This window comes from Nocardioides glacieisoli, from assembly GCF_004137245.1.
Classification (GTDB): domain Bacteria; phylum Actinomycetota; class Actinomycetes; order Propionibacteriales; family Nocardioidaceae; genus Nocardioides; species Nocardioides glacieisoli.
On record NZ_SDWS01000005.1, the window covers coordinates 127,528 to 143,514 of the forward strand.

Below are 15,987 nucleotides of genomic sequence, written 5' to 3' on the forward strand. Positions count from 1 at the left end.
ACCCATGACCTCCCCGATCGTCGTCGTGACCGGAGCCAACGGACTCGTGGGCAGCCACGTGGTGACCGCACTCAGCGAGAGGGGCGCACGGGTGCGCGCGGTCGTACGCCGCCCCGGCACCGCCCCCGACCTCGCGGGCGTCGAGGAGCGCGTCGGCGACTTCGCCGACCCGGCCTTCGCGGCGCAGGTCGTCGCGGGCACGGACACGCTCGTGACGACGGTCCACCCGCTCGGCGGCGACCGCGACGAGCAGCGACGCATCGGCCTCGACGGCACGCTCGCGATCGCGTCGGCGGCGGGCGATGCCGGCGTACCCCTGATCGTGCACATCTCGACGGCCGGCGTGTACGACCGCAGCCCGGGGGCGGGCGACGTCAGCGAGGAGTCGGCCTACGTCTCCGACGACGCCAACGACTACTCGGTGATCAAGCGCGACCTCGACGAGGCGCTGGCCAGGCTCGGAGGTACGACCCGCGTCCTCGTGCGGCCGCCGATGATCCTCGGCCCGGGCGAGTCGTCGGTGTGGAACACCGTCCAGCCGCGAGCCGTCGCCGAGGACGAGTCGCGCCGCCACGCGGTAGCTGACGCGACCGCGGCCTGGGTCCACGTCAGGGACCTCGCCGCTCTCACCGCCGACGTCGCCACCGGCGCCATCCCCGTGCGCGAAGACGTGTCCGCCGGTCCCGTGATCGGCGGGTGCACGCCGGTCAACGTCGCGGGCGGACCCGCCACCCAGCGCGACTACCTGGGCGCCGTGTGCGACGCGCTCGGCGTCGAGCCGACGTGGGACGACAAGCCCGCCTGGGCCGGCCAGATCCGCGCCGACCGCGCGCAGGGCTGGGGCTGGTCGCCGGAGGTCTCGCTCGACGAGGCGCTGGACGAGCTGCGGGCGGGCCTGCGTTCCTGACCCGTTGGCCGGTCCTGCAAGAGTGACGGGCATGGAGCAGCGAACACTCGGAAGGACCGGTCGCCCGGTCTCGGTCGTCGGTCTCGGCACGTGGCAGCTCGGCGCCGACTGGGGTGACGTCAGCGAGGACGACGCCCGCGCAGTGCTGGAGGCGTCGGCCGAGGCGGGCGTGACGTTCTACGACACCGCCGACGTCTACGGCGACGGCCGCAGCGAGCAGCTCGTGGGCCGCTTCGTCGCCGAGCACGCGGACGCCGGTTTCACCGTCGCGACCAAGATGGGACGCCGCGAGGAGCAGGTGCCGGCCAACTACGTCGAGGCCAACTTCCGCGCGTGGCTCGACCGCTCGCGCCGCAACCTCGGCGTCGACACGATCGACCTCGTGCAGCTGCACTGCCCGCCCAGCGACGTCATCGACGACGACGCGACCTACGACGTGCTCGACCGGCTCGTCGAGGAGCAGGTCATCGCGGCCTACGGCGTCAGCGTCGAGACCGCCGACCAGGCGCTCAGCGCGATCGCCCGGCCCCACGTCGCCAGCGTGCAGATCATCCTCAACGCGTTCCGGATGAAGCCGCTCGACGCCGTGCTGCCCGCGGCTGCGGAGGCCGGCGTCGGGATCATCGCCCGGGTGCCGCTGGCCTCGGGCCTGCTGTCGGGGAAGTACGGCCTGGACACGACGTTCGCCGCCGACGACCACCGCACCTACAACCGGGACGGCAGCGCCTTCGACGTCGGCGAGACCTTCTCCGGCGTCGACTATGCGACCGGTGTCGAGGCGGCGCAGGAGTTCGCCCGGCTCGTCGCGGACAGCGGTCTCGACGTCACGCCCGCGCAGGCCGCGATCGCGTGGGTGGCCCAGCAGCCCGGCGTCTCGACGGTCATCCCGGGTGCCCGCAACACCGACCAGGCCCGGTCCAACGCGGCCGCCGGCGAGGTCGGCCCGCTGCCCGACCCGCTCCGCGACGCGGTCGCCGACCTCTACGACCGTCACATCCGGGAGCAGGTGCACGGGCGCTGGTGACCGCGCCTACGGTGGCGTCGTGAACCTCCAGCGATGGGTGCTCGCCGCCGAGCGTGCCTGGGACTCGCGACGTGCCGACGGCACGCCCGAGCACTTCCGGATCGAGCCCTACCTCGGCCACGGCGGTCCTGCCGGCACGGTCGTGCGCGGCCGCGTGCTCGACAACCCCCTCGGCTCGGAGGCGATGCCCGACGAGGGCGTGCGTGCGGCGACACGTCGTACGCTCCGGCACTTCGTCACCGACGAGCTGCCCGGGGTGCCGCTGCGAGTGACCGTCGCCGGCGTCTCCGTGGACGCGGAGTCCGACAGGGAGGGCTACTTCCTGGTGCGGGTGCCGACGCTGGCCGGCTCGCTGACCTCGCCGTGGACGACGGGGACGGTCGAGCTGCGCGGCGACTACCGCGGGGTGACCGACGCCGAGCCAGCGCTCGTCGAGGTGCGGGTCCCGGCGGCCGACGCCCGCTTCGGCGTCCTCTCCGACGTCGACGACACGATCCTCGAGACCGGCGTGCAGCGGGCGCTGCGGATGGTCGTCCAGACCTTCACCGGCTCGGCGCTGACGCGGACGGCGTTCCCGGGAGCGCCCGAGCTCTACCGCGACCTCGCGGCCGGCGTGAACCCGGTCTTCTACGTCTCGTCGAGCCCGTGGAACCTCCACGCCTTCCTGCTCGCGTTCCTGCGGCACCGCGACTTCCCGCTCGGCCCGGTCCTGCTGCGCGACCTGCTCGGCAACCGGCACGGGCGCGAGCAGAAGCACACGCGCATCCGTGAGGTGCTCGACCTGCACCCCGACCTGTCCTTCGTCCTGCTGGGCGACTCCGGCGAGCACGACCCGCAGATCTACGCCGACATCGTCCGCGAGTACCCCGCCCGCATCCTCGCCGTCTACATCCGCGAGGTGCGCCTCAACCCGGGTGACGGGCGGGTGGAGACGGTGTCGGACGCGTGGGACTCGGACGTGCCGTTCGTGCTGTGCGCCGACTCGGATGCCGTACGACGCCACGCGAAGGGCCTCGGCCTGCTCTGAGGGCGTCCTCCGCTGCCGCTTGCGGAGGTGGCGGCACATTGCGCGCTGAGGGCCTGTTGACCTGCAATCTGCCGCCACCCCGCGGCCGCCGGCCTTCAGGGGTGGCGGCAGATTGCTCGCGCGAGGCGTGGGAACTCGCGATCTGCCGCCACCCACGGGAGTGCGCGCCATGCGGGCGATCGAGGCACGCATGGGGCCGGCTGACGTCGGTCGGGCTCAGCGCATCCCGAGCACCCGGTCGACGAGGGCGTTGCGGAAGGTGCCGGACGGATCAGTCCGCTCGACCAGCGAGCGGAAGTCGGCGAGCCGCGGGTGGTGCGTGTGGTCGACCCGGTCCCACACCTTGCCCCAGTGGGGGCGGGCGGCGAAGGGCGCGAGGGCGTCCTCGACCCGCCGGACCATGGCGAGCACGGCAGCCGGCTCGCGTCGCCAGGTGAAGTGGAGCGCGACCGTCTCGCGACCCTGGGCCGGTGACATCCACAGGTCGTCGGCGCGGATGCCGCGGATCTCGCTCACGATGAGCAGCGCGGCGAGCTCGCCTCTCGTGGCGGCGGCCAGGTCCGTGACGGCGCGCAGGGCGGCCGCGGCGTTGGTGGCGGCGACGAACCACTCCGACTGGATCTCCTCGCCGAAGCTGGGCTGCCGGTCCCCGCGGAAGTGGGGCAGCCGGTCGGACCACGGGCCGGGCGCGCCCCGCTCGGTGAAGTGGTCGCCCTCGCCGAGGGTGAGGGACGCCGTCGTGGCGGGGACGGCTGCCGCGCCCCCGGTCCAGGCGAGCCCGCGATCGTCCGTCGTGCGGGTCTTCACCAGCACCTCGGTCGGGTCCGCGTCGCTCCACCTGCCGAAGACGCTGACGCTGTAGGACGAGGACAGCACCTCGTCGATGCGCTCGACCACCTCGCTCCAGCGCAGGTGGGCGTAGAAGTCCTGGCGCACGTCGTAGGTCGGCTCGACGTCGAGGTCGAGCGAGACGACGGCACCCAGCGCGCCGAGCGCGACGACGGACCCGTCGAAGTCCTCGTCCTTCCGGGTGACGGTGCGCAGCTCACCGTCCGGGCCGATCAGCTCGAGGCGGCCCACGGCCGAGCCGAGGATGCGGTTGCCGGTGCCGGACCCGTGCGTGCCCGTCGACGTCGCGCCCGCCACCGAGATGTGGGGGAGCGAGCCCATGTTGGCCAGCGCGTGGCCGCGCGCCTGCAGGTGTGCCGCGACGTCGTTGTACGGCGTACCGCCGGCGACCCGGACCGTCCCGCGCTCGACGTCGAGCACCGGCTCCGCGACCAGGCCGGTGAGGTCGAGCAGCGTCCCCTCGGTGTCGCACAGCGCGTTGAACGAGTGGCGGGTGCCGAGCAGCCGGACGCGCGTCGAGGACCGGATGACCTCCTGCGCCTCCCCGAGGGAGCGGGCACGGACGTAGCGCCCCGCGGTGTAGGCGTGGTTGCCGGCCCAGTTCGTCCCAGGTCTCGCCTCCACAGTGGATGCGTCGTGGTCGGGCGGTCGTGCAGGCATGCGTGCTCCATCGGTGGGCGGGTGGGGGCCGGTCGGAACCCAGTGGTTCAGCTCTTGATCATGAAGATCTCGGGCTTCGGCAACGGCTCGAAGCCGACACGCGCGTAGACCTCGTGCGCGTCGCGGGTCGCGAGCAGGACGCGGCTGAGCCCGATCGGCTCGAGCCGCTCCACCACGCCGTCCACCAGCATCCGACCCACGCCGCGTCCGCGGTGGTCGCGGTCGACGTACACATCGGCGAGCCAGCCGAAGTTCGCGTGGTCGGTGAGCACGCGGGCGTACGCCACCTGCTGCTCGCCGTCGCTGGTGAAGACCCCGAAGTTCAGCGAGTGGCGCGCGGCCGTCTCGATGTTGTCGCGCGTGCGCCCCATCGCCCAGTAGGCGTCGGTACTGAGCCAGGGGTGGATGAGGTCGAAGTCCATGTCGGCGAGCTCGGTGCGGAGCTGGTAGCCCTCGGTGGTCATGCCACGATCTTGCCGCGCCTCACTAGACCGGGCTTCCGCCCCACCCGCGTCAGGTCGATCATGACCTCATGGGCGAAGCCGAGCTCCACCTCGAACGCATGGTCAAGGCGCCGATCGAAGCGGTCTTCGACCGGCTCGCCGACATCGAGTCGATCAACGAGTGGCAGCCCCACAGGGGCAGCATCCGCCGCGGCTCGCGCAAGACCTCGGACGGCCCCGTCGGTGCGGGAACGACGTACGAGGACTCGACGCTCTTCGGCAAGGCGCCCGGCGAGGTCGAGACCTTCGAGCAGCCGACGCGGCTGGTCTACCACTGGGCGCAGAAGGCGCCGTGGGGCTCGATGCTCGCCGAGGGCTGGCCGGGCTACACGCTCGAGGCGGTAGGGCCACAGGAGACGCTCGTGCACCACGACGCACGGCTCAGGACGTACGGCATCTATGGCCCCGCGACACCCGTGATGAAGCGCATCGCGCTCCGTGAACGGACGGCCGTACTGGACGCGCTGGCGGCTTCCTTCACCTGACGCCGCGCCGGCGGATCGACGCCGAAACGCAGAAGCGTGGCCCCATGCCCTACTGTTGTCGGTGTTGAAGGGTCGGCCCCCGGGTCGTCCTGGCCGCACAAGACGTGTGGCTCGTGTTCTTACTCCTGGTTTTCGGTTCGCTGGACTCCATCAGGTGGATGTCTTCAGCAGGTCGCCGGCACACAGCCCGCGAACGAAAACAAAGGAAAAGCATCATGGCTTCAGGAACTGTCAAGTGGTTCAACGCTGACAAGGGCTTCGGCTTCATCGCTCAGGACGGTGGCGGCGAGGACGTGTTCGTCCACTTCTCCGCGATCCAGAGCAACGGCTACAAGTCGCTCGACGAGAACCAGAAGGTCGAGTTCGACCTCGCCCAGGGCCCCAAGGGTCCCCAGGCTGAGAACGTTCGCGTCTCCTGATCTGACTCACTGAGAGCCCCCGACCGCCTGGCGGTCGGGGGCTCTTGTGCGTCCGTTGCAGTGGTCCAGACAGCTGCGGCGGCGAACCTCCGAGGACCCTGCGGTGTCGCGGTCCTTCCGGCCCGGCAGCGGGGTGCCTAGCATCGGTGGGCCCGGGGGACTCCGACTCGAAGGACATGTTGATGCGATCTCGACTCAAGGCAGCGCTGGCTGTGCTGCTCACCGCGCTGACGCTGAGTGCGATGGCGGCCGCTCCGGCCGGCGCCGTCACCGGCGGTACGGCGGACGGCGAGGCCCACCCCAACGTGGGCCTGATCCTCTACTACAGCGCCGACGGGCGGTTCCGCTGCTCGGCCACGCTCGTCACCCCGACGGTGCTGCTCACCGCCGCGCACTGCACGGACGGCACGGTCGGCAAGACGCTGGTGTCGTTCAAGTCCGTCATCGCCGAGAAGGCACCCTCGGGCTTCCCGGTCGCGGCAGACGAGGAGGCCGGCTACACCCAGCTCGAGCTCGAGAAGGCCGGCTTCCTGTCCGGCACGGCCTACACGCACCCCGACTACTCCGACTTCACCGACCTCGACAACTGGAACGACGTCGGCGTCATCGTCCTCGACAGGCCCGTCGAGGGCATCACGCCGGCGAAGGTCGCGCCGCTCGGCTACCTCGACGCCTACGCGCAGCCGAAGCTCAACAAGACGATCTTCACGTCGGTCGGCTACGGCACGGAGGTCCGCAAGCCCGACTCGGGTCCGCAGACGCCGACGGCGCAGACCTACCCGCTGATCCGGCGCAACGCCGACCAGCCCGGGCAGAAGCTGACCACCCAGATCCTCCAGCTCAACGGCAACGTCAACGACACGCGCGGCACCGGCGGCACGTGCTTCGGCGACTCGGGTGGCCCGACGTTCCTCAACGGCTACGTCGTGACCGTGACGAGCTACGCCTACACCAACAACTGCCGCTACCTCGGCGGCTACCAGCGCGTCGACATCGACGCCGCGCAGGACTGGCTGGCGAAGTTCGGGGTCTTCCCGGCGGCCTGACGCCTCCGCGCAAGAGCCCTCGACCGCTGCGGCGGTCGGGGGCTCTTCCGCGTCGTGGGAGGGTTCGCGCATGCTGCCTGACGCCTTCAGTCTCGCCGGACGGGTCGCCTGGGTCACGGGCGCGGGCTCGCCGGACGGGATCGGCTTCGCGACCGCGTCGCTCCTCGGCGCTCTCGGCGCGAACATCGCGCTGGGTGCGATGTCGGCACGCGTGGACGACCGGGTGGCCGAGCTGACCGAGCGGGGCGTCCGGGCCGTCGGTGTCGTCGCGGACCTCACCGACGAGGACCAGGTGCGGGACGCCCATGCGCACGTGGTCGACGCGCTCGGCGCCCCGACCATCCTCGTCAACAACGCCGGTATGACCAGCACGAGCGCGCCTGCCTTCGGCCGTGAGTCCGGCAGTGGTGCCGAGACCGGCGGTGTCGACGGGCTCGCCTACGACCGGTGGCGTACGGCGCTGTCCCGCAACCTCGACACCGCGTTCCTGGCGACGCGTGAGGTCCTGCCCGGCATGCGCGAGGCGGGGTGGGGGCGGGTCGTGATGGTGTCGTCCGTGACGGGTGCCGTCATGGCGATGCGCGACGAGGCGGCCTACGCCGCTGCCAAGGCCGGCATGCTCGGCCTCGCACGGTCGGTGGCGCTCGACCATGCCGCCGACGGCATCACCGCCAACGCCGTCGCACCCGGGTGGATCGCCACCGGCAGCCAGACCGACGACGAGGTGCGGCAGGGACGACGTACGCCGATGAGCAGGAGCGCGACGCCCGACGAGGTGGCTGCCGCCATCGCCTTCCTCTGCACGCCCGGCTCGTCCTACGTCACCGGGCAGTGCGTCGTCGTTGACGGCGGCAACAGCATCGCCGAGGAGCGGGCCTAGCTGCCGAGCCCGTCGAGCGTCGTCATGTCCTCGGCGCTGAGCTCGAAGCCGCCGACGTCGGCGTTGGAGCGGATGCGGTCGGCGTTGACGGACTTCGGGATGACGACGGTCTCGTGCTGGAGGTGCCAGCGAATGATCACCTGGGCCGGGGTGCGGTCCAGTCGCTCTGCGATCTCGACGATCACCGGGTGGTCGAGGGTGCCGCCGCGGAGCGCGCTGTAGCCCTCGAGCGCGACGCCGCGGTCGCGGTGGTCGCCGACGGTCTGCGCGTCGAAGAGCAGCGGACTCCAACGGATCTGGTTGATGGCCGGCGCCTCGCCGGTCGCCTGGGTGACCTCGTCGAGGAGGGCTGCGTCGAAGTTGCTTACGCCGATCTCCTTGGTGAGTCCGGCGTCGCGCGCCTCGATGAACGCCTTCCACAGGTCGGTGTTCACGGACCCGCTGCCCGGCCAGTGGATGAGCCACAGGTCGACGTGGTCGAGCTGCAACAGCTCGAGGCTCTTCTTCAGGGTGTCGAGCTCCTTGCCCGCGTTGTCCGGCGGGCACTTCGTCGTCACGAACACCTGGTCACGCGGTACGCCGCTCTCGGCCAGCGCCCGCCCGACCTCCGCCTCGTTGCCGTACACCGTCGCGGTGTCGAGGTGGCGGTAGCCGGCCTCCAGAGCAGCCGCGGTTGCGCGTACGGCGTCGTCGCCCTTGATCTGCCAGGTGCCGAAGCCGAGGAGCGGAATCGTGGATCCGCCGCTGAGGGTGAGGGTCTGGCCGGGAAGTTGGAGAGCGTCGTTGGTCATGCGTTCGACACTAGCCACGGCTCCACTGGCCTCGGTCACCCTTGAGGACGAGTGGGCGGATCAATCCGTTGCTTGTCGTAAGCGGCGGGGTGGGTTAGGGCAAACCCGCCCGCTCGACCGGCAATCGGGCGCGCACGGCTGTAGCGCCCGGCTCTGACTCCACCCCGATCTCACCCCCGTGCCGCTCGACGACGATCCGCCGGGAGATGTCGAGGCCCAACCCCGTCCCTTTCCCGACCTCCTTGGTCGTGAAGAAGGGCTCGAAGGCGTGCGCGGCGACCTCGTCGGTCAGGCCGTGGCCGGTGTCGCAGATCTCGACGACGACGTGGTGCTCGTCGGCGTACGTCCTCACCGTCAGGGTGCCGCCGCCGGCCATGGCGTCGACGGCGTTGTCGATGAGGTTCGTCCAGACCTGGTTGAGTTCGGCGGGGTTGGCGGTGATGGTGGGGACGGAGTCGTCGTACTGGCGGACCACCGTGATCCCGCCGTCGCGCAGTTTGTGGCCGAGCATGATGAGAGTGCTCTCGACGCCGTCGGCGACGCGCACCTCTTGGACGGCCGCGCGGTCCATCTGGGAGTACGACTTCACGGCCGAGACGAGGTCGGAGATGCGGCGGGTGGAGTCCTGCGCCTCGTTGATGAGCGCCGTCGTCGTGACGGCAGAGGCCACCCACTCGAGCCCGGCCTGAAGGCCGGCCCCTGACAGTGCGGAAGCCGCGCGCGACAGCCAGGCAGGAGAGACGCCCACGGCAGCGAGGGGAGGGGCGATCGTCCACGAGCGGTCGATCGAATGGTCCTCCAGCCAGTCCGTCAGCGACTCCTCGAGGTCGGACAGCGCGACCCCGGTCGGGGCGGACGACGGATCGATCGAGCGCCGCAGCTCGTCCAGGGCCGTGAACTGCGAGGCGTCGATGCCCGCTCCTGCCAGCCGTTGCAGCGAGGCGAAGACGTCGTCGCTCGACTGCTGCAGCGCGCCGACGGAGCGAACGGCGGCGGAGGCGGGGTTGTTGATCTCGTGCGCGAGCCCGGCGGCGAGCGTGCCGAGGGCGACGAGGGCCTCGCGCTCGCGGGCGTTGTGCTCGATGCGGCGGGCTGTGGCGATCAGCCCGCACAGAAGGTGCACGGCGAACGGGAACCACTCCTGGCCGAAGCGCGCCAGCTCGGCGGCCGAGAGGCGGAAGACGCGGCTCGACGCCATCACCCGCGCCGATCCCATGTAGACGCCGTGCTCGTCCCAGGCGCGGAAACCGCCCGCCCACTGGCCCGCGTTCTCGATGGTCACCATCACGGCTTCCTCGTTGCCCACTCGCCGCACGACGTCGACGCAGCCCTCGAGCATCACCCACCAGTGCTCGGCCGGGCGACCCTCGTCGAACATCCGGTCACCGGGCTCGTACGTCACCTCCTCGCCTGCAGACGCCAGCTCGGCCACCTGCTCGTCGGTGAAGCCGTCCAGGATCGCGATCGCGCGCAGCTCGTCAGCAAGGCTCATGTCGCCGCCAGGTAGCGGTGGACGAGGTAGACCGACATCGCGCCCTCGCCGACGGCTGACGCGACGCGCTTCATCGAGTCACGACGTACGTCGCCCGCGGCGAAGACGCCGGGCACGCTGGTCTCCAGCGCGAACGGGCCGCGCTCCAGCGGCCAAGCAGTCGAAGCGGGCAGGTCGGGGCCGGTCAGCACGAAGCCCCGCTCGTCGCGGGCGACCGACGAACCGAGCCACTCCGTCCGCGGCGCCGCGCCGATGAAGATGAACACCGAGCTGGTGTCGACCTCGTCGGCGGGACCCGACGAGCACAGCGTGATGCCCTCGAGGTGCCCGTCCCCGCGGGTGCCGACGATCTCGGTCTGCAGCCGGACCTCGACGTTGGGGGCGTCGTGGATGCGGGTCACGAGGTACTGCGACATCGACGCCTCCAGCGACGTGCCGCGCACGACGAGGACGACCTTCCGCGCATAGCGAGCGAAGTTGAGCACGGCCTGCCCGGCCGAGTTCGCCGCGCCGACGACGTACACGTCCTCCCCGACGGTCTGCGTCGCCTCGCTCGCGCTGGCGCCGTAGTAGATGCCCCTGCCGACGAAGTCGTCGAGGCCGGGTGCGTCGAGGCGGCGGTAGGACACCCCGCTGGCCACCAGGACCGCGCGGGCCTCGATGTCGGCTGAGCCGTCGAGCAGCACCGCGCGCACGGGGCCGCGGGTCTCGAAGCCGACGACGTCGCGCGCCAGCACCATCTCCGCGCCGAACCGCGATGCCTGCGCGACCGCGCGGTGCGTGAGGTCGGCGCCGGAGAGGCCCTTGGGGAAGCCGAGGTAGTTCTCGATCGACGCGCTCTGCCCGGCCTGGCCGCCTGGCGCGTCGCGCTCCACGACGACGACCTGCAACCCCTCGGAGGCGGCGTACACCGCAGCCGCGAGGCCGGCCGGCCCGGCGCCGACGACGCAGAGGTCGTAGAGCGGCTTGGTCGCCCGGGTGCTCAGGCCGAGTGCGGCGGCGAGCTCGATCGTGGTGGGGGAGCGGAGCACCGACCCGTCGGGTAGGGCCACCACGGGGAGCTCGCCCTCGCCGGCGACCTCGAGCAGCCGCGTCGCCTCGTCGCCCGCTCCCATTCCCTCTGCGTCGACCTCGAGCCAGCGGTAGGGCACGTGGTTGTGGGTGAGGAACGTCTTGACCTCGTGGGTCCGGTCGGACCAGCGGTGGCCGACGACACGCACCTCGGAGTCGCGGTCGGGATGGCCGTGCGCCCAGTCGCGCAGCAGCTCGTCGAGCACGGGGTAGAGCCGGTCCTCGGGCGGGTCCCACGGCTTCATCAGGTAGTAGTCGAGCGCGATGTCGTTGATCGCGCGGATCGCGACGTCGGTGTCTGCGTACGCCGTCAGCAGGCACAGCTTGGTGTCGGGCGACTGCTCGCGCACCTGCTGCAGCACCTCGATGCCGGTCATCCCGGGCATCCGCTGGTCGCTGACGACGGCCGCGATCGGACGGTCCTTCAGCAGCTGGTCGGCGAGGATCTCCAGCGCCTCGGGCCCGGACGTCGCGCGCAGGACGCGGTAGTCCTCGCCGTACCTCTGGCGCAGGTCGCGCACGACGGCACCGACCACCGCGACGTCATCGTCGACCGCGAGGATGGCGGGCTTCGCCATCGGCACCTCCCCTCGTGTCGTCCGTCGGACGTTACGCCCGACGGCGCGGGGGAAACAGGGTGGTCGAGACCAGTCGGGGCGGAGGTTCGGTCAGCAGGTGATGGACGTGGACGAGGTCCACGTGTCGTCGACCGTGACGGAGGCGCTGTGGAAGCCGCCAGTGAGGCTGAAGACCCGACGCGTCGAAATCAGGCTGCGGTTCGAGTAGCGAGTGACCGTCGTCGACCCGTCGACGACCATCTTCACCTCGTGGTCCTGGAACCCCCAGAACGAGTCGCTGGCAGGGTTGCCGACGAACAGGCCGACGGCGGCCTTGCCGTCGACGCACGTCGACCACGCCTGGACGCTGTTCACCGCGAGTGCGAGTCGTGCCCGGATCGGTACGCCGGCCGAGTCCCGACCGATGACCATCGGCAGCGTGGCACCGTCCGCGGGTGGCGTGCCGGTCAGGAGGCCGCTCGACGACAGGCTCAGCCACTGGGGAATCGGACCGTAGTCCGACATCGCGTCGGGCTGCCAGCCGTACGACCCCGGGAACGGCTGCTGCAGGTCGAGGCTGGCTGTCGGCTGGGAGACGACGCCGTTGTTCCACACCCGGAAGACGTCGGTGAAGGTGCCGGTGTACTCCTGGGGCGTCGGAGGCTCGGGGTCGGGCTCCGCTGCCTCGCAGGCGTCCCAGTGGAACAGCGGGATCGACACACCCAGGAACTTGTACTCCCAGCGCGTCACCCACACGTCGAGGAAGAGCTTCGCGGACGCCTCGGCGGCGAGCTCGAGGGAGCAGGTCACCGTGGCGGGAGAGGGCTGGTAGGTCAGCTCGCCGGTGAACGACAACCCGAGCTCGGCGCGTACGCCGATCGTGTCGAGGAAGCCGAACTCGGCGAAGCCGCCCGCACGCACGGTGATCGCGGCGCTGAGTCCACCGGTCACCTTCGGGGGATCCGCGCTTCCGCTCGGAGTGCTCCGGCCGGGATTGTCGCCGCGCTGGATGTAGGAGTACCCGCGGTAGAGCCGTTGCTCGTAGGAGATCCGGCCACCGGCGCTCAGCTCGATGTCCAGGTACGGGCCGAAGTCGATCGTCGCGCCCGTCGTCCCGATCGGGATCGCGGGGATCTTCTTGTCGAGGAAGGTCTCGCTCAGGCCACACGACACTGCGCCGGACACGGTCGCGTCGTAGCTCAGCACCGGCTCCGCCCAGACGCCGACGTTGACGAACCCCTCCTGGAAGAAGCCCGGTGCCTGCATCTCGAAGACCGAACGGACCTCCTCGAACCTGATCTGGAAGTCGATGGACGTCACCAGGTCCTCGCGGGGGTTGCCCGACTTGTCCTTGCAGCTGAACGCGCCCTTGAAGCCGTCGAAGACGCTCTTGGACGCGATGCCCTCGGAGGTGCGAGTGACGACTCGCGTCTCCCCGTCGTCATAGCGGACCCTCACCGAGGGCTCGGCGCTCTCGAGGGGGCCGGCGGTGCTGACGGAGAAGTCGTCGAGGACCTCGGTCAGCGGGACGGTCGTGAGGGAGAGGCGTACGGTCCCCGTCCCTGCGTCGTGGACCGGCGCGGCGGAGATGCGTCCGACCGTGCCGGCCGGCACGTGCGTCGACCCCGGCTCGACGTACACCCCGGTGCCCTGCGCGAGGTCGGCGAAGCGCGGTCCGTCGACGACCGTCAGGTCGACAGCGCCGCCCTGCTTCTGCGCGCCCACCACATCTGCTGCTTCCACGGTGATCGTGTCCGCGGCGGGAGTCACCGACGACGTCGGCTCGCTCGTCGGAAAGACGTAGGTGAAGTCCGCGCTGCTGGCTAGGGTGCCGGTGGCGGTCCGCAGGGTGATCGGTTCCGCACCCGCCGTCGGGCTGAACGGCGTCGTGAACCGCAACTGCGAGGCGCTCAGGACCTGCAGGTCGATCGCCTGCGACGCCCCGACCCAGACCTCCGCCACGGCGAGGAGGTTGGTCCCGTCGACCGTCACGACCTCGCCGCCAAGGGCACTCCCGGACGTCGGAGTGACGGCAGAGACGCGGGGCTCGGCCGGTGTTGTGGGGACCGTGGGAGTCGGCGTCGGAACGGAGCTGGTGGGTGTCGACGTAGGTCTCGACGTCGGTGTGGCCGTCGCAGTCGGCTGCTGGACGGCGACGATCGTGGTCCTCCGCGACGGCGACGTGTAGGCCTTGAGCCGCTTGGCGCCGACCTTCGCCTTCGGCGCCCGGACCCGCCAGTCCACCCACCCGGCAGCCCCGGACGCCGTCGTGGTGAACCGGTACGCACCGCGCTTGGTGGTGGTGCGCGCCCCGGAGGTCCGCCACGAGGTTGCTGTCGAGGTCCGGACCTGGAGGACGACCTTGCGCTTGACCTTCGTCGGCAGCTTGCCGGAGACGGTGGTCGGCGTGCCGGACGCAGCGGATGTCGGGGACACGATCGGGGTGTACGCCGAGGCTCGTTCGGCCCAATCGGGCAGCGAAGCCCCTGGCTCTGCCATGGCCGAGACCGCCAGGCCCAGCGCCAGGACGATCCCGCTGAGCACCGTGGTGCGCCGACGGGCACGAGCCCGCAGAGCAGACGCCGACATTGATTCCCCCAGCCACGTGCGAGTCAGCCGGGAGCCGCTCGTCGGGGGCTATTCGACCATTCCGGGGTCCGGTTCACACGTGTTTCCGCGTCACGTGGGACGGTCCGGTCGCGGTTCGCCCTCAGCCGGTACGGCGGGTGGCGTGCACCGCGCTCGCCGCGGCGTGGACGACGGTGGCGCTCAGCATCCCGAGGACCTGGGCGAACGAGCGGACGTAGAACGTGTTCACGGCTTCAGGTACCCGCGGTATGCGGTTTCATGCGCGCTGGCAGCCAACGCACATCTCGCGGATTCTCCACCACTGGCCCGCTGGCGGCGGGCACACTTCGTGGCATGGGGGATGTTCGGAGCGCGCTCTACCTGGACTTCGACAACGTGTTCAGCGGACTGCTCAAGCTGGACCCGGTCGTGGCCTTCCAGTTCGCAGAGACGCCGGCCAAGTGGCTCGACCGGCTGCGCAACGAGTCGGCTGTTGCGCGCCGCTGGCTCGTGCTCCGCTGCTACATGAATCCCTCCGGGTCGGTGCCGGACCCTCGCACTGAGGGTGCGCGCGTCAGCTTCTTCAGGTTCCGCTCGGCCTTCACGGACGCCGGGTTCGAGGTGGTCGACTGCCCCCGCCTGTCCCACACGAAGAACGGTGCAGACATCCGGCTGGTGATCGACGCGGTCGAGGCCCTCGGTGCAGACGCGCACTACGACGAGTTCGTCATTGCGTCCGGTGACTCCGACATGACGCCCCTTCTCGTGCGCCTGCGGGCAGCGGACAGGGGGGTCACCCTGATGTCGCCGTCCGACTCGGCCGTGGTGATGCAAGCGGTCGCCGACCGATTGATCGGTGGGGACGATCTGGTCGAACTGATCGACACGCGCGTCGACGACCTGGAAGCAAGCCTCGAGATCGATGTGGCGGCGACCTCGTCAGACGGGAAGGCCCCCACGGAATTGACCGAGGACGACGCGCGTGCGCTGTTCGCAGAGCGGATGACCCAGCTCTACGAGGATGCGGACGAGCCGCTCAACCTCGCGTCACTGGGCGGTCGCCTCCGCAACGAGCTGGGGCCGGTGACGACCGCCAGTCGCTGGTTCGGCAGCGGGGGCTTCCTCCGGGCAGTCCGTGCGCTGGACCTGCCCCGGATGCGCATCGAGGGCCACTACGTGTGGGACGAGTCGCGGCACACGCGGCCGTCCAACGGATCTGCCGAGGCGGCCGTCGTTCACCCCGCGAACGTGCCTGAGGTCGTTGCAAGGGTGACCGCCGACTTGAAGCTCACCGCCCTCACGCCAGCGAGCTGGACTCGCATCCACTCGTTCCTCGCCGCCTACGTCAGCACCCACGAGTTCAACCTGAACGAGATCACCAAAGCGGCACGCGACCAGCTCGCAGATGATGGGGTTCGGATCAACAGGAAGGCACCGGCGTTGGTGGTCCAGGGGGCGGCGTACGGCGGGTGCCCCCTCTTTCGCCAGCCTCCGCCCACGGCGAACGAGATCGCGCACGCATTCGTCGAGAATCTCCTCGCCAGGGCGGCCGCCGCTGACATCGAGCTCGCGCAGGGCGACGATGTTGTCGTCCGGGAGTGGTTCGGGAGTCCGGCCTCCGACTGACCTGCCCGCACCTCATCAATGTCGGGTACCGGTCTGGTCCAGTCACCCGCCCGTGGTCCGCGCTTCAGTAAGGTCCCCGACC

At 70.8% G+C, this 15,987-nt stretch carries 14 protein-coding genes; 8 read left to right on the forward strand and 6 right to left on the reverse strand.

The window, feature by feature from the left end; genetic code table 11:
* The first annotated feature begins 4 nt into the window (after positions 1-4).
* From EUA06_RS12220 to EUA06_RS12230, 3 genes are read left to right on the forward strand one after another with little or no spacing between them, the layout of a single operon-like run.
* Positions 5-907, forward strand: coding sequence for an NAD-dependent epimerase/dehydratase family protein (locus EUA06_RS12220; RefSeq protein WP_129475969.1), 903 nt, complete (start codon positions 5-7; stop codon positions 905-907).
* Positions 908-938: 31 nt separating this feature from the next.
* Positions 939-1,931: an aldo/keto reductase gene (locus EUA06_RS12225; RefSeq protein ID WP_129475971.1), complete on the forward strand. Its 993-nt coding sequence runs from the start codon at positions 939-941 to the stop codon at positions 1,929-1,931.
* Between the two features lie 19 nt (positions 1,932-1,950).
* The gene (locus tag EUA06_RS12230) at positions 1,951-2,958 is read left to right on the forward strand and encodes an App1 family protein (RefSeq protein WP_129475973.1); all 1,008 of its coding nucleotides are present in this window, start codon (positions 1,951-1,953) and stop codon (positions 2,956-2,958) included.
* 216 nt (positions 2,959-3,174) lie between these two features.
* Here the strand turns inward: EUA06_RS12230 and EUA06_RS12235 are convergent, their stop codons facing one another.
* The gene (locus EUA06_RS12235) at positions 3,175-4,467 is read right to left on the reverse strand and encodes an FAD-binding protein (RefSeq protein ID WP_129475975.1); all 1,293 of its coding nucleotides are present in this window, start codon (positions 4,465-4,467) and stop codon (positions 3,175-3,177) included.
* A gap of 47 nt (positions 4,468-4,514) precedes the next feature.
* Positions 4,515-4,931 (reverse strand): GNAT family N-acetyltransferase, encoded by a 417-nt coding sequence (locus tag EUA06_RS12240; RefSeq protein ID WP_129475977.1) that lies wholly within the window; start codon positions 4,929-4,931, stop codon positions 4,515-4,517.
* A 68-nt stretch (positions 4,932-4,999) separates the two neighbouring features.
* On the opposite strand from EUA06_RS12240, the gene EUA06_RS12245 reads away from it, so the two are divergent.
* From EUA06_RS12245 to EUA06_RS12260, 4 genes are all read left to right on the forward strand, one after another.
* Positions 5,000-5,455: an SRPBCC family protein gene (locus EUA06_RS12245; protein ID WP_129475979.1), complete on the forward strand. Its 456-nt coding sequence runs from the start codon at positions 5,000-5,002 to the stop codon at positions 5,453-5,455.
* Positions 5,456-5,670: 215 nt separating this feature from the next.
* Positions 5,671-5,874: a cold-shock protein gene (locus EUA06_RS12250; protein ID WP_129475981.1), complete on the forward strand. Its 204-nt coding sequence runs from the start codon at positions 5,671-5,673 to the stop codon at positions 5,872-5,874.
* Between the two features lie 182 nt (positions 5,875-6,056).
* Complete coding sequence (locus tag EUA06_RS12255) at positions 6,057-6,920, forward strand: trypsin-like serine protease (RefSeq protein ID WP_129475983.1); 864 nt, start codon at positions 6,057-6,059, stop codon at positions 6,918-6,920.
* Between the two features lie 70 nt (positions 6,921-6,990).
* Entirely contained in the window at positions 6,991-7,800 is an 810-nt protein-coding gene (locus EUA06_RS12260; RefSeq protein ID WP_129475985.1) for an SDR family NAD(P)-dependent oxidoreductase, read from the forward strand.
* Here the strand turns inward: EUA06_RS12260 and EUA06_RS12265 are convergent.
* The 4 genes from EUA06_RS12265 to EUA06_RS12280 form a co-directional block, all read right to left on the reverse strand.
* Entirely contained in the window at positions 7,797-8,591 is a 795-nt protein-coding gene (locus EUA06_RS12265) for an aldo/keto reductase (protein ID WP_129475987.1), read from the reverse strand. The two genes, EUA06_RS12260 and EUA06_RS12265, sit on opposite strands and share 4 nt — an antisense overlap.
* 94 nt (positions 8,592-8,685) lie before the next feature.
* Complete coding sequence (locus EUA06_RS12270; protein ID WP_129475989.1) at positions 8,686-10,083, reverse strand: ATP-binding protein; 1,398 nt, start codon at positions 10,081-10,083, stop codon at positions 8,686-8,688.
* On the reverse strand, positions 10,080-11,732 hold the full coding sequence (locus EUA06_RS23230) for an NAD(P)/FAD-dependent oxidoreductase (protein ID WP_129475991.1): 1,653 nt from the start codon (positions 11,730-11,732) through the stop codon (positions 10,080-10,082). The genes EUA06_RS12270 and EUA06_RS23230 overlap by 4 nt, the downstream gene beginning before the upstream one ends.
* Positions 11,733-11,822: 90 nt before the next feature.
* Positions 11,823-14,147 (reverse strand): IPT/TIG domain-containing protein, encoded by a 2,325-nt coding sequence (locus EUA06_RS12280; protein WP_165354372.1) that lies wholly within the window; start codon positions 14,145-14,147, stop codon positions 11,823-11,825.
* 411 nt (positions 14,148-14,558) lie between these two features.
* On the opposite strand from EUA06_RS12280, the gene EUA06_RS12285 reads away from it, so the two are divergent.
* The gene (locus tag EUA06_RS12285) at positions 14,559-15,905 is read left to right on the forward strand and encodes an NYN domain-containing protein (RefSeq protein ID WP_207208331.1); all 1,347 of its coding nucleotides are present in this window, start codon (positions 14,559-14,561) and stop codon (positions 15,903-15,905) included.
* The last annotated feature ends 82 nt before the right edge of the window (positions 15,906-15,987 follow it).

Coding starts and splice junctions, on each gene's coding strand:
- EUA06_RS12225 (WP_129475971.1), top strand. CDS start 939: ATGGAGCAGCGAACACTCGGAAGGACCGGTCGCCCGGTCTCGGTCGTC.
- EUA06_RS12265 (WP_129475987.1), bottom strand. CDS start 8,591: ATGACCAACGACGCTCTCCAACTTCCCGGCCAGACCCTCACCCTCAGC.
- EUA06_RS12235 (WP_129475975.1), bottom strand. CDS start 4,467: ATGCCTGCACGACCGCCCGACCACGACGCATCCACTGTGGAGGCGAGA.
- EUA06_RS12240 (WP_129475977.1), bottom strand. CDS start 4,931: ATGACCACCGAGGGCTACCAGCTCCGCACCGAGCTCGCCGACATGGAC.
- EUA06_RS12260 (WP_129475985.1), top strand. CDS start 6,991: ATGCTGCCTGACGCCTTCAGTCTCGCCGGACGGGTCGCCTGGGTCACG.
- EUA06_RS12285 (WP_207208331.1), top strand. CDS start 14,559: ATGCGCGCTGGCAGCCAACGCACATCTCGCGGATTCTCCACCACTGGC.
- EUA06_RS12220 (WP_129475969.1), top strand. CDS start 5: ATGACCTCCCCGATCGTCGTCGTGACCGGAGCCAACGGACTCGTGGGC.
- EUA06_RS12255 (WP_129475983.1), top strand. CDS start 6,057: ATGCGATCTCGACTCAAGGCAGCGCTGGCTGTGCTGCTCACCGCGCTG.
- EUA06_RS12245 (WP_129475979.1), top strand. CDS start 5,000: ATGGGCGAAGCCGAGCTCCACCTCGAACGCATGGTCAAGGCGCCGATC.
- EUA06_RS12270 (WP_129475989.1), bottom strand. CDS start 10,083: ATGAGCCTTGCTGACGAGCTGCGCGCGATCGCGATCCTGGACGGCTTC.
- EUA06_RS12250 (WP_129475981.1), top strand. CDS start 5,671: ATGGCTTCAGGAACTGTCAAGTGGTTCAACGCTGACAAGGGCTTCGGC.
- EUA06_RS23230 (WP_129475991.1), bottom strand. CDS start 11,732: ATGGCGAAGCCCGCCATCCTCGCGGTCGACGATGACGTCGCGGTGGTC.